The sequence below is a fragment of the Paenibacillus sp. F024 genome, from assembly GCF_057814255.1.
In genome coordinates this window covers 44,326-57,086 of record NZ_JBVASZ010000002.1, presented here as the reverse complement: position 1 = coordinate 57,086, position 12,761 = coordinate 44,326, and the positions used below count along the sequence as shown (strand labels likewise).

The 12,761-nt window shown below is 48.2% G+C and carries 10 protein-coding genes; 1 reads left to right on the top strand and 9 read right to left on the bottom strand.

Annotated features, from left to right (window positions below; genetic code table 11):
• Positions 1–254: 254 nt before the first annotated feature.
• The 5 genes from speD to lonB form a co-directional block, all read right to left on the bottom strand.
• Positions 255–656, bottom strand: coding sequence for an adenosylmethionine decarboxylase (gene speD / locus ACZYR9_RS04115; RefSeq protein WP_488977196.1), 402 nt, complete (start codon positions 654–656; stop codon positions 255–257).
• Between the two features lie 404 nt (positions 657–1,060).
• On the bottom strand, positions 1,061–1,648 hold the full coding sequence (locus ACZYR9_RS04110; protein WP_488977195.1) for a non-ribosomal peptide synthetase module: 588 nt from the start codon (positions 1,646–1,648) through the stop codon (positions 1,061–1,063).
• Positions 1,649–1,927: 279 nt separating this feature from the next.
• Positions 1,928–2,563, bottom strand: a complete 636-nt coding sequence (gene yihA, locus ACZYR9_RS04105) for a ribosome biogenesis GTP-binding protein YihA/YsxC (RefSeq protein ID WP_488977194.1) — start codon at positions 2,561–2,563, stop codon at positions 1,928–1,930.
• A gap of 76 nt (positions 2,564–2,639) precedes the next feature.
• The gene (gene lon, locus ACZYR9_RS04100; RefSeq protein ID WP_488977193.1) at positions 2,640–4,970 is read right to left on the bottom strand and encodes an endopeptidase La; all 2,331 of its coding nucleotides are present in this window, start codon (positions 4,968–4,970) and stop codon (positions 2,640–2,642) included.
• Between the two features lie 105 nt (positions 4,971–5,075).
• Positions 5,076–6,779 carry an ATP-dependent protease LonB gene (gene lonB / locus ACZYR9_RS04095; RefSeq protein ID WP_488977192.1) on the bottom strand — a complete coding sequence of 568 codons (1,704 nt, stop codon included), beginning with the start codon at positions 6,777–6,779 and terminating at the stop codon, positions 5,076–5,078.
• Between the two features lie 137 nt (positions 6,780–6,916).
• Here lonB and ACZYR9_RS04090 point away from each other — a divergent pair, with 137 nt between their 5' ends.
• Positions 6,917–7,723 (top strand): N-acetylmuramoyl-L-alanine amidase family protein, encoded by an 807-nt coding sequence (locus ACZYR9_RS04090; RefSeq protein ID WP_488977191.1) that lies wholly within the window; start codon positions 6,917–6,919, stop codon positions 7,721–7,723.
• A 122-nt stretch (positions 7,724–7,845) separates the two neighbouring features.
• Here ACZYR9_RS04090 and ispG read toward each other — a convergent pair whose 3' ends face one another.
• The 4 genes from ispG to tig form a co-directional block, all read right to left on the bottom strand.
• Positions 7,846–8,955 (bottom strand): flavodoxin-dependent (E)-4-hydroxy-3-methylbut-2-enyl-diphosphate synthase, encoded by a 1,110-nt coding sequence (ispG, locus tag ACZYR9_RS04085; RefSeq protein WP_488977190.1) that lies wholly within the window; start codon positions 8,953–8,955, stop codon positions 7,846–7,848.
• A 129-nt stretch (positions 8,956–9,084) separates the two neighbouring features.
• Positions 9,085–10,350: an ATP-dependent protease ATP-binding subunit ClpX gene (gene clpX, locus ACZYR9_RS04080; protein WP_488977189.1), complete on the bottom strand. Its 1,266-nt coding sequence runs from the start codon at positions 10,348–10,350 to the stop codon at positions 9,085–9,087.
• A gap of 15 nt (positions 10,351–10,365) precedes the next feature.
• Positions 10,366–10,956: an ATP-dependent Clp endopeptidase proteolytic subunit ClpP gene (clpP, locus tag ACZYR9_RS04075; RefSeq protein ID WP_488977188.1), complete on the bottom strand. Its 591-nt coding sequence runs from the start codon at positions 10,954–10,956 to the stop codon at positions 10,366–10,368.
• A gap of 442 nt (positions 10,957–11,398) precedes the next feature.
• Entirely contained in the window at positions 11,399–12,688 is a 1,290-nt protein-coding gene (gene tig, locus ACZYR9_RS04070; protein WP_488977187.1) for a trigger factor, read from the bottom strand.
• Positions 12,689–12,761: the final 73 nt, after the last annotated feature.

Sequence of the window (12,761 nt, the reverse complement as noted above, 5' to 3'; positions counted from 1 at the left end):
TTTATGAACTTTTTTTCACATTCACAATCGTTTTCCGAAAATTTGCATTACCTAATGCTGCCTTTTCTATTTTCCTCCGGAATATCGAGACATATACTTGCCGATTTCATTTTCTTTACATACCATATGCTTAACCACACTTGTTTACTGAAAAAACCATGCACCGGCCAAGCCTTACTTGATATGTATGGGAGGGAATGAAAAGAAATAACCACGGATATGGTTCCGTGGTTATCTTATCTGCACCAAAATCATTATTTAACTAACGCTGCTTGCTTCAAAACCGGTGTTTCGACTTGCAGCTCACCCATACCCCGAACCAGTTTTTTAGCGTGTGTAACCTCAGGCTTCAAAACCGATAGCATGTGTTCGATAGCCAACTGAGGGTCAACCGTCTCGCCACAGGTGTAGCAATCAAGCGCTGCGAAGCCTTTCTCAGGATACGTATGAATGGAGAGATGACTTTCTGACAGTAATACAAGAACCGTTGCGCCTTGTGGTTCAAATTGTTTGGACTGTACCGATAATACGGTTGCCCCACAAACCTCAGCTGCTTCTACCATTTGTGCTTGTAACCATTCAGCATTATTGAGAAGGTCAAAATCGACTCCCCAAGTGTCTACAGCTACGTGTCTTCCGAAAGTTGAGTATTCCATCTTTCGGTTCCCCCTTCCTAGGAATAAAATGTTTTGAAAATTTCATCCGCTAGGACCTACGTCATTCACTTCCCGAGGGAATAATCTCTCGCAACATTACATGTCCTGAGTGAATCCTGGTTCCTATTATTTTTTCAACGAAAATAAAAATAACATCTATTGAACAGAAATGCAATACTTTTTTTTTTGAAATCACGATTCCCCTTCGATCCATGATCGCACAACAACAAAATATGTACAAAAGTTGTCCGATGTGAATGTGCGAAGCCTCATTCCGAACCGTAGTGCCGATAAGATGACTATTCATTTTCTACAACAAAGAATGTATAAAAATGCAAATAGAACCCTTCCCCGGCACTGGCAAGGCTAAGCCGGAAAGGGTTCCTGTCTCTATCACATTTATTTTAAGCTTCAAGCACAAACAACCGATGCGTCAGTTTGCGGAGCCGGACGTCGATCTGATCGCGGACGGCTTGATCCGTCATCTCATTGCGCAGGTCGAGCAGGCTGTTTACTTGCACTTTGAGCCGCTTAATCTCATGCTCCACTTCATTCTTATGGAACAAAAGCTCAAGCTGCCCGAGCGTATCCTTATATTCAAATACGACCTTCTCGGCACTCTTGGTCTTCTCTACAATCTTTACGACTGCGCCATGCTTATAGGTATAGATCATGATATAAGCAGTATAAATCCGGTGAACGATAGCATCTCCCTTGAAGACCGATACCGCCTTGCGCATAGCATTAACCAGATTTTTATTTCTAATCCGGCATGTTCCTTGACATACATACAAATTCATTTGCCGCTCAAACGACAGGACGATTTCTTCACCCGCGTCGTCTAGCAGCACTACCTCTTGATTTCCATTTTCAAGCACTTTGACTTGCAAAGAAGCCCCTTGGTCCACAAACATTTGAATGAATTGGGTCATCTCGGCTTCCGTTAATTGTAGGCAGGTTTTGACGTATTCGGTCGCTAACCTATTTGCCATAAAAATCCCTCGATTCATTTTTTTCGAACCTTTAGCTTCAACTTTTTTTCAGTTGTTCTCTATACATTATACTACATATTTATTTAATATTCCTGCTTATAAGGCTTTGTATTTCGCCGGAAATCAGAAAATTTCGCGTTTTCCCTCCAGAAGATCGCGGTAACGTTTAAAAAACTCGTTCTCCCTCGCTTTGTTTCGCAGTTCCCTGTGACGTTTGCAGCAAAAAGACAAAAAAAGAAACCCGCGTAAGTCTGTTCAACACACGGGTTTCTTCTACGATTAGCTTTCATTTTCTTTGACATTATCGATCTCGGCTAGGGGTTCAGCACCATAGCCAATCCGCTGCTCAATCAATGACCATAATTCATCTTTGCCGAGCCCCGTTTCAGAAGAGAACAGCACGAACGGGTCTGACTTGTCCGCACCCAGCGTCTCTCTTACGATCTTTATATGCTTCTGCCATTTTCCCTTAGGAATTTTGTCCGCCTTCGTTGTTACGATGCATACAGGAACCCCGTTATGCTTAAGCCAGGCATACATGGCCTGATCATCCTTCGAAGGTGGATGGCGAAGGTCGATAATTTGCAGCACAAGCTGTAAATATTCCCGATGCAGCAGGTATTCCTCGATGAATTTACCCCACTTTTCCCGTTCAGTCTTGGACACCTGCGCATATCCGTAGCCGGGCAAATCGACGAAAAATAAATCGGTATTAATCCGGTAGTAATTGAGCTGCTGCGTTTTGCCGGGCTTCGAGCTGGTCCGGGCTAAATTTTTACGGCTGATCATACGGTTAATTAATGAAGATTTACCGACATTAGAACGCCCTGCCAGAGCGATTTCCGGCAAGGCATCGGAAGGGTATTGATTTGGACCGACCGCGCTGATCACAAATTCGGCTTGATTAACTTTCATGCATTTCACTCATTTCTATCGAACGCTGATTGGCCTGAACGGATTCAACCGCACAGCAGACCAATCAGCGCATGTATTAGACTCCCACCGGCTTGACAAGAGCATGCTCAAGAACTTCGTCCATGTGAGAAACAGGGTGAAATTTCAAATCGTTGCGCACGCTCTCGGGTATTTCCTCGATGTCCTTCTCATTATCTTTGGGCAGAATGATCGTACGGATCCCCGCACGGTGAGCAGCCATGCATTTCTCCTTCAATCCGCCAATCGGAAGCACCCGGCCGCGAAGCGTAATTTCTCCTGTCATGGCTACATGACGGGAGACTGGAATCCCTGTAAGCGACGAAACCAGCGCTGTGCCCATCGTAATGCCCGCGGACGGTCCGTCCTTGGGAATGGCCCCTTCCGGTATATGAATATGGATATCAAATTTTTCGTGAAAATCCGATGGAATCCGGAACTGCTCGACTCGCGAACGTGTGTAGCTGAACGCGGCCTGAGCGGATTCCTTCATCACATCGCCCAGCTTGCCTGTCAGAGTAAGCTTGCCGTTACCCGGCATAACCGTGACCTCGATCACTAACGTGTCTCCGCCGACCTCCGTCCAAGCCAGTCCTGTGACGGCTCCGACTTGATCCTTTTCTTCGGCCATCCCGAAACGGAATTTGGGTTGACCAAGGAACTCTTTAAGATTGTCTTCCTGTACGTGAACACGCTCAGCTCCGCCTACGACCTGCTTCGCGGCCTTTCGGCAAATGGATGAGACCTGCTGCTCCAGGTTGCGAACACCGGCCTCTCTTGTGTACTCACGGACCGTTTTCATCAACGCCGCTTCATCTACGACCAGTTGCTCCTCCGTAAGCCCATGATCGCCGCGCTGCTTGGGCAGCAAATAATTTTGCGCGATTTTCAGCTTCTCAATCTCAGTATAGCCCGGAATATACAGCACTTCCATCCGGTCGAGCAGCGGTCTGGGAATATTGTGCACTCCGTTGGCTGTCGTAATAAACATCACATTCGACAGGTCAAAAGGAACTTCCACATAGTGATCGCTAAATGTGCTGTTCTGTTCCGGATCGAGAACCTCAAGCAGCGCCGATGCCGGGTCACCGCGAAAATCCATCGACATCTTATCGATTTCATCGAGCAGGAAAACAGGGTTATTGGATCCGGCCGTCTTCATGCCCTGAATGATTCGTCCCGGCATCGCGCCGACATACGTACGACGATGTCCCCGTATCTCAGCCTCGTCACGCACCCCGCCTAAGGAAATGCGAACGAACTCACGTTCCAAAGAGCGTGCGATGGATCGGGCAATCGACGTTTTTCCGACTCCCGGAGGTCCTACGAGACACAGAATCGGACCCTTCATTTTTTTGACCAGCTTCCGTACGGCCAAATATTCAAGAACACGTTCCTTGGGCTTCTCCAAGCCATAATGGTCCTGATTCAGGATTTCCTCCGCTTTGTGGATATCCAGATCATCCTCAGTGGAATGAGTCCAAGGGAGGCCAAGCAGCCAGTCGATGTAATTGCGGATCACCGAGCCTTCTGCCGAGGTAGCCGGCATTTTTTCAAGCCGGTCAATTTCCTTTTCTATCTTCTCTTTCACTTTCTCCGGCACTTCGCTTTGCGCTAACTGGCTGCGCAGCTCCTCCGCTTCTCCGGCACGGCCTTCCTTATCCCCAAGCTCCTTTTGGATGGCCTTCATCTGCTCGCGCAAATAATATTCCTTCTGCGTCTTCTCCATTTGTTTCTTGACGCGTTGGCTGATTTTGCGCTCGAGCTCCAGCACTTCCCGTTCATTGTTTAAAATATTCAGCAGCTTTTCCAGCCGCAAACGCACGTCGACAGTTTCCAGAATTTCCTGTTTATCTTTAATTTTTAACGATAGATGACTGCAAATGACGTCCGCCAGTCTTCCCGCCTCATCAATATCGGATACAGCGGCCAGTGTCTCCGGCGTCACTTTCTTTGAAAGATTAATATAATGCTCGAATTGATTTAGTACCGTCCGCATTAAAGCATCAATTTCCGGATCGGACGTTTCTTGTTCGGGCAATTCCTTGGCGTTGACCTCATAATATTCGTCATTGACCAGAAACTCGGTGATTTCGGCGCGAACGACGCCTTCCACAAGGACTCTGATCGTGCCGTTTGGCAGCTTGAGCATTTGACGTACTTTGGCAATGGTACCGATCCGGTAAATGTCTTCGTTCTTCGGTTCCTCAATATTTACTTCGGATTGCGAACACAGCAGGATCATGCTGTCCTCGACCATCGCTTTTTCAAGCGCACGCACCGATTTCTCTCTGCCTACGTCCAAATGCAGAACCATGCTCGGATACACGAGCAATCCCCGCAGTGGAAGCAGCGGCAAACGACGCACCTTCTGTTTGCTCGGTCCCATTGGCGAGCACCTCCAGACTTAACATACATGCTGTGATTTACATTTTATCAAAATTGATTTCAAAACACCAATCAGCGCCCTCCCCAAAATGAGACGCCGATTGCCCTATTCGAGCCCATCGGCGTGAAGTACCGTTACAGAAGCCGGGGAAGCGGCATCCTGTACCAAATCCAGGGATTCGGACGGAGCATGAAATTCCATTCCCAATGCATGATGAAGCGCCTCTTCGACCGAATCGACGGGGATGACCTCCAAGCCGTTTAATCCTTTAAAAATGTCCTGCCAGTTCTCCTTTGGAATAATGACGTTGTTCGCTCCTGCATGGAAAGCCGCCTCCACCTTAGCAATAACGCCTCCAACGGGCTTGATTTTCCCGTGAATGCTAATTTCACCGGTCATGGCGATATGGTTGTCCACCGGAATTCGTTTGATGGCCGAAGTAATAGCCACGGCCATCGACACTCCCGCAGATGGACCGTCGATCGGAATGCCTCCCGGAAAATTGATGTGCAGATCGAAGTCATACGGCCTAATGTCAAGTCTCCGAAGAACGGTCAGCACATTCTCTACTGAACCGCGAGCCATACTCTTACGGCGCAGCGTCCGCGCTCCTCCTCCCATTTCCTCTTCATCCACAACACCCGTTATTGTAAAACGCCCGCCGCCCGGCTGCGCCGCAGGAATCGCCGTAACTTCAATGTCCAGCAGTGTTCCCATATTGGGTCCGTAGACGGCCAATCCGTTCACCAAGCCGATTTCAGGCTGCGGGTGAATTTTTTTCTCCGGACGCGGGGGAAGCTGAGAGCTGTTGACCACCCATTCAATATCAGCCGCCGACACTTCGCGGCGCTGGTCCGTCAATGCCATTCCCGCCGCCAACTGAATCACATTGACGGCCTCGCGGCCGTTGGTCGCATACTTTTTGACCACCTCAATCGCTTCTTTATTCTCGGGAAATCCGATCTTTTTGAGCGCTTTGGCCGCAATCATGCCAATCTCATCGGGCAGCAGCGGACGAAAATAAATTTCCATACAGCGTGAACGGATGGCGGGAGGAAGCTCCTGCGGGGTACGCGTCGTTGCGCCGACAAGACGAAAATCCGCAGGCAGTCCGTTTTGAAACACATCATGAATATAGCTCGGCACATTAGTGTCTTCTGAGTTATAGTATGCGCTCTCGAGAAATACTTTACGATCTTCAAGTACCTTTAATAATTTATTCATCTGATGCGGATGTAATTCCCCGATCTCATCTATGAACAGTATTCCTCCGTGCGCCTTAGTGACCGCTCCCGGCTTCGGCTGAGGAATACCTGCAACTCCCATTGCTCCGGCTCCCTGATATATCGGATCATGAACGGAACCGATCAACGGATCGGCAATACCGCGTTCATCAAACCTTGCCGTTGTTGCATCGATTTCCGTAAATTTGGCATCGGGACGAAAGGGAGATTCCGGATTTTTCTTTGCCTCCTCCAGCACCACACGGGCAGCTGCCGTCTTCCCTACGCCCGGCGGCCCGTAAATGATGACATGCTGAGGATTGGCTCCGCATAAGGCTGCCTTCAACGCGCGCAGACCTTCTTTTTGCCCTACGATATCTTCCATAGACGACGGTCTTGTTTTCTCTGCAAGAGGTTTATTAAGCGAGATGGAACGAAGCTTGCGCAGCTTCTCGAGTTCCTTCTTGGATTCTTTATCGACGGCCGTACGGTTGGTTTGCTGATTGCGCAGCAAATTCCAAAAGTACATCCCGATCACAATGGCAAAAAACAGTTGGATCACCATTAAAATTACACTTATATTCATACCTTTTGACCTCCATATGGTTTCAGCTGACAGGACCTGTATACAAATATGCGGTATCAACTGCCTTTTCGTTCAAAACATATATGGTATTATTGCCCAGTCATGGCAGCATTAATCGCATAGACGGAAGAAACTTTTTGGGGGATGCTAAAGACAAAAGCACATCAATTACGAATCAAGGAGGCATGAGTCTGGTGGCCAAGCGGATGAGGATTAAGCGCATCGTATCACTCGGATTAGTACTCTCAATTTTACTTATGCCTAAGTCAATTGGGCTTACGCAACGGGTTCATGCTTCAGTCCCCGATGCTCTCCTGCGGCCTAATGCCATAAGCGAACACCCGGCGATCTCGAATGTTGATGTTATCATCGATGTAGGCCATGGAGGAATCGACGGCGGTACGTCTTATGGCGATCTGTTGGAGAAGGATATCAATTTGGCCATTGCCGAAAAAACATATGAGGCTTTACGAAAAAAGGGCTATATTGTAGTGCTTAACCGTTCGGGGGACTACGCGCTGAGCAGTGACAATTTATGGTTGAAAAGCAGATCAAGACATTTGAAGGACCTTGCGCAGCGGAGTCATTTGGCCAATGAAATCAAACCCAAAGCGATGATCAGCTTACATGTCAACTCGGCAAAAAATTCGTCTAAAAGAGGGGCCATCCTTCTTCATCAAAAAAGTGAGCAAAGCAAACTGCTCGCCAAGCATCTCCAGCATTCACTGAATCAATTTTACGGCAGGGACGAAAAGCCCTTTTACGGAAAAACCTATTATTTGCTAAAACATTCCCGTATACCTACCGTTATTGTGGAGATGGGCTTTATTACGAACCGTCAAGATCGCGAAATGCTGGTTCAGCCCAGCTCCCAGCAAGCCATCGCGGATCGTATAGCCAAAGGAATCGAGCATTATTTAAAACCGTTATCCAACCCTTTCTAAAATTTGATATATCTTGTTATTTGTTTCCGCATCCGGTTTTATACGCCGATAGGAGCAAATGACAAAAAACCTCGAATCCGTCTCGTATGAAGAGACAAATCCAAGGCTTTTTGTTTACCTCATTAAACGTTGGCATGATGCTTTCTGCCGGGGATTTCGCCGGTTTTGTTAAAATGATCGACAATAATATCAATTTCCTTCTTTAGTTCGGAAAGAAGCTCGGCTTCAGGCACTTTGCGGATCATCTCTCCGTAACGGAACAGCATCCCTTCCCCGCGGGCTCCGGCAATTCCGATATCGGCTTCGCGAGCTTCGCCGGGGCCGTTAACGGCACAGCCCAGAACAGATACTTTAATCGGCACCTTAAGCTTAGAGATATATTCCTCCACCTCATTAGCTATGGAAAAAAGATCAATGTCAAGACGTCCGCAGGTCGGGCAGGAAACCAGCGTTGCCGCATTCGTGATTAAACCGAAGGATTTGAGAAGCTCGCGGCATACTTTGACTTCCTCCACCGGATCTGCGCTAAGCGAGATGCGAATGGTCGAGCCGATCCCCATGCTCAGCAGCGCACCTAAACCCGCAGCGCTCTTTACGGTCCCGGAAAATAAGGTTCCCGCTTCCGTAATCCCCAGATGCAGCGGATAGCGGAATGCTGCAGCCGCTTTCGTGTAAGCGGCTATGGCCATAGGCACATCCGACGCTTTAAGGGAAACGATAATATCATGGAAATCAAGCTCTTCCAAAATTTTAATGTGATACAAGGCGCTCTCAACCATGGCCTCAGGAGTCGGATAACCATACTTTTCAAGAAGATGATTTTCCAACGATCCGGCATTCACACCGATGCGAATCGGAATCCCGCGCTCTTTGCAAGCCTTAACCACCGCTTCCACTTTCTCGCGGCGGCCAATGTTCCCCGGATTGATCCTCACCTTATCAATACCGTTCTCAATAGCCAGCAGCGCCAAACGGTGATCAAAATGGATATCGGCTACAAGCGGAATGGAAATTTGCTTCTTGATCTCTTTAATGGCCTCAGCCGCCTCTTTATTGTTAACTGTAACGCGCACGATTTGGCAGCCGGCTTCTTCAAGGCGATGAATCTCCGCTACCGTTGCCTTCACATCCGCCGTCTTGGTCGTACACATGCTTTGGATGATGACGTCATTGCTTCCGCCTATGGTCAGATTTCCAACTTTGACCGGAATTGTTTCCGTTCTATGAAACATCTGTTTTCTTCTCTCCCATGATACCAAACATCCTCCGCTCCGAAGCAGGTGTTCCTTCGCCCTTGAATGGGTGGTTAAGGAAATTCGGCAGCGGATTGGAGGTGTTTGATTTATTAGTATACCCTGCGCTTACGCGCTTTCTTCTTTTTTCTTCACCGATTGACCGTCAAGGGCAGTAATTTGAGGAGCAATCTTAGCTTGGACCGCTTCCTTCGTAACCACGCACTGTGAAGATTCCGTACGGGAAGGCGCCTCATACATCACATCCAGCATAATGCCTTCGATGATGGCTCTCAAGCCCCGTGCACCGGTGTTGCGCTTGATCGCTTCTTTCGCGATTTCTTCCAGCGCATCGTTCTCGAACTCGAGTGTAACATTATCCATCTCGAGCAGCTTTTGATATTGTTTGACAAGCGCATTTTTCGGTTCCGTCAAAATCCGCATCAGCGCAGCTTCATCCAGCGGCTCCAATGTGGAAATGACCGGAATACGGCCCACAAACTCCGGAATCAAACCGAACTTCAGCAGATCCTCAGGAAGTACAAGCGATAAATACTCGCCCGGCTTCAGATCGACCTTGTGTCCATCCGCACCGAAACCAATGACCTTCTTGCCAATCCGGCGCTTAATAATTTGCTCCAGACCGTCAAACGCTCCTCCGCAAATAAACAGGATGTTTGTTGTATCGATTTGGATGAATTCCTGATGCGGATGCTTACGTCCGCCCTGCGGCGGTACGGAAGCGACCGTTCCCTCAAGAATTTTGAGGAGAGCCTGCTGCACGCCCTCACCCGAGACATCACGTGTGATGGACGGGTTTTCGGATTTGCGCGCCACTTTATCGATCTCGTCGATATAAATGATTCCGCGTTCCGCTTTTTCGACGTCGTAATCAGCAGCCTGGATCAGCTTCAAAAGAATGTTTTCCACGTCTTCGCCTACATAGCCCGCTTCGGTAAGCGATGTGGCATCTGCAATCGCAAACGGCACATTCAAAATTTTGGCGAGTGTTTGCGCCAGAAGCGTCTTACCGCTACCCGTCGGACCCACAAGCGCAATGTTGGATTTTTGCAGTTCTACATCATCCAGCTTGCCCTGTTGGGTATTGATCCGCTTATAGTGATTATAGACCGCAACGGAAAGCGATTTTTTGGCCTGCTCCTGTCCGATGACATAGGAATCCAGAATAGCGCGGATTTCCATCGGCTTCGGTACATCCTTCAGATCAAGCTCTTCTTCGTGCCCCAATTCTTCCTCAACGATTTCCGTGCAAAGCTCGATGCATTCATCACATATATAAACGCCCGGTCCGGCAACCAGCTTACGCACCTGCTCTTGCGACTTGCCGCAGAAGGAGCATTTCAGCTGGCCTTTTTCGTCGTTAAATTTAAACATGGGATCACTCCTTTTCTAAGTCAAATCACTGCGAGTGATAACCGCATCAATGAGCCCGTATGCTTTAGCTTCCTCCGCACTCATAAAATTATCGCGGTCAGTATCGCGTTCGATTTTTTCGTATGGCTGTCCTGTACGGTCCACATAAATTTGATTCAGCTTCTGCTTGGTCTTGATAATCCAGTCGGCATGAATTTTAATATCCGATGCCTGACCGCGAACGCCTCCAAGCGGCTGGTGAATCATAACCTCGCTGTTCGGCAAAGCAAAGCGTTTGCCCGGGGCTCCCGCGGTTAACAGCAAAGAGCCCATACTTGCAGCCATGCCGACGCAAATCGTTGAAACATCCGGCTTAATAAATTGCATTGTATCATATATACCCATTCCCGCGGTTACCGAACCGCCAGGGGAGTTAATGTACAAGTGGATATCCTTGTCAGGATCCGTTGCAGCCAAAAACAACAATTGGGCTATAACCAGGTTGGCGACATCGTCATCGATCGCACTGCCCAAAAAAATGATGCGATCCTTCAACAAGCGCGAGTAAATATCGTAAGAGCGTTCGCCGCGGCCTTCCTGTTCTACAACCATAGGTACCAGAGTCATCGTCCCAACCCCTCTACTTCATAATGCAACACCAGTATCATACAAAATCATTGTAGCACGTTTAATGGCTAAAGTCATTCTCGCGGAAGTCACAGGTCCGATGTCCTTCATTTCACGCTGAAAGATGACGCCAAAATACTGAACAACAGCTGTTTCCTACTGCTCATTATGTACTTTCCATGGACTTCCTATGTACTGCACGGCAAAACTGTTCTATGTATGTCAACGTATGTCAATCGGTTGCGGCCAATTGCCGCTGTGAATGCAATGCTCTATATGTACAACCAAATATGCAAAACTGTGTACTTCGATATACCCGTTTCTTATGCCCATGTTATACGCATGCTTCAGCCGGCGGAAACATACTTTTGGGTAAAACAAAGGCACGCATGGAATGACACGTGCCTTTGAATGTATGTGACGCAGTATGGAGCATTATCCCTTACGCCGTTTTGCTGTTATCGAGCAAGAACTTAACCGTTTTGCGGTTCACAATGTCTTGTACCAAGGCAGGCATGTTTCCGTTGGACGTGAAGATACTGCGGATCTCGTCTGCGGAACGGCCGTACATTTTGGACAAGTTCTCCAGCTCGGCATTGATTTCTTCTTCTGTTGCTTCCAGGTTCTCAGCCTTGGCAATAGCTTCGAGCACCAGATTGTTCAGGACGCGCTTCTCAGCGTCACCGCGCATTTGACCTTTCAGGTCCTCTGCTTTCTGACCGGTGAACTGGTAGTACATCTCGATGTTCATGCCTTGCGTGCGCAAACGCGATTCAAATTCTTTAACCATTTGCTCAGCTTCGTCATTGATCATCACTTCAGGAATTTCAACTTGAGCCGCTGCTGCCGCTTTTTCGACCACTTGGGTTTCTCTCTTGGCGTCAATCTCGTTTTGCTTGCGCTCTTTCAGCTTGTTTTCGAGATCAGCCTTGAATTCATCAAGCGTTTCGAACTCGCTGACGTCTTTGGCGAATTCGTCGTCAAGCTCCGGCAGGTTTTTGCGTTTGATGTCGTGCAGCTTGACTTTGAATACGGCTTCTTTGCCTTGCAGCTCTTCAGCTTGATAATTTTCAGGGAAGGTTACGGTAATGTCCTTCTCGCCGCCGATCTCCAAACCTACCACTTGGTCTTCAAAGCCAGGAATAAAGCTGTTGGATCCAAGCTCCAGGGAATATCTCTCGGCTTTACCGCCTTCAAATGCAACCCCGTCAACGAAGCCTTCGAAGTCGATTACGACAACGTCGCCGTTTTGTGCAGCGCCTTCTTCGACCGGTACCAGCTCCGCATGGCGCTTTTGCAGTCTTTCCAGTTCTTCATTCACTTCTTCAGCCGTCACGGAAGCTTCTTCCGCTTCGAGCTCGATGCCCTTGTATTCGCCGAGCTCCACTTCCGGCTTGACAACAACTTTGGCTTTGAATTTCAAGCTTTGTCCTTTGCCGAACTGCTCCACGTCCACCTCAGGGCGGTCTACAGGCTCAACGCGCGTTTCTTCCACAGCCGCTACATAAGCATCCGGCACGATAAAATCAAGTGCATCCTGATACAAGCTTTCCACGCCAAATTTGGACTCAAAAATGGAGCGAGGCACTTTGCCCTTACGGAAACCCGGGACGTTCACCTTTTGTACGACTTTCTTAAATGCCTTGTCCAGAGCGGCGGCCACCTGATCCGCATCCACTTCAATATCAAGAACCACAACGTTCTTCTCTATTTTTTCCCAGCTTGCTTTCATTTTATGCTTTCCCCTTCCAAAAATGTTCCATTCCAATTTTTATTACTGCAACGAACTGAGGACAGGCCTCTCG

Coding starts and splice junctions, on each gene's coding strand:
- clpX (WP_488977189.1), bottom strand. CDS start 10,350: ATGTTTAAATTTAACGACGAAAAAGGCCAGCTGAAATGCTCCTTCTGC.
- tig (WP_488977187.1), bottom strand. CDS start 12,688: ATGAAAGCAAGCTGGGAAAAAATAGAGAAGAACGTTGTGGTTCTTGAT.
- lonB (WP_488977192.1), bottom strand. CDS start 6,779: ATGAATATAAGTGTAATTTTAATGGTGATCCAACTGTTTTTTGCCATT.
- yihA (WP_488977194.1), bottom strand. CDS start 2,563: ATGAAAGTTAATCAAGCCGAATTTGTGATCAGCGCGGTCGGTCCAAAT.
- ispG (WP_488977190.1), bottom strand. CDS start 8,955: ATGTTTCATAGAACGGAAACAATTCCGGTCAAAGTTGGAAATCTGACC.
- speD (WP_488977196.1), bottom strand. CDS start 656: ATGGAATACTCAACTTTCGGAAGACACGTAGCTGTAGACACTTGGGGA.
- clpP (WP_488977188.1), bottom strand. CDS start 10,956: ATGACTCTGGTACCTATGGTTGTAGAACAGGAAGGCCGCGGCGAACGC.
- ACZYR9_RS04110 (WP_488977195.1), bottom strand. CDS start 1,648: ATGGCAAATAGGTTAGCGACCGAATACGTCAAAACCTGCCTACAATTA.
- lon (WP_488977193.1), bottom strand. CDS start 4,970: ATGGGACCGAGCAAACAGAAGGTGCGTCGTTTGCCGCTGCTTCCACTG.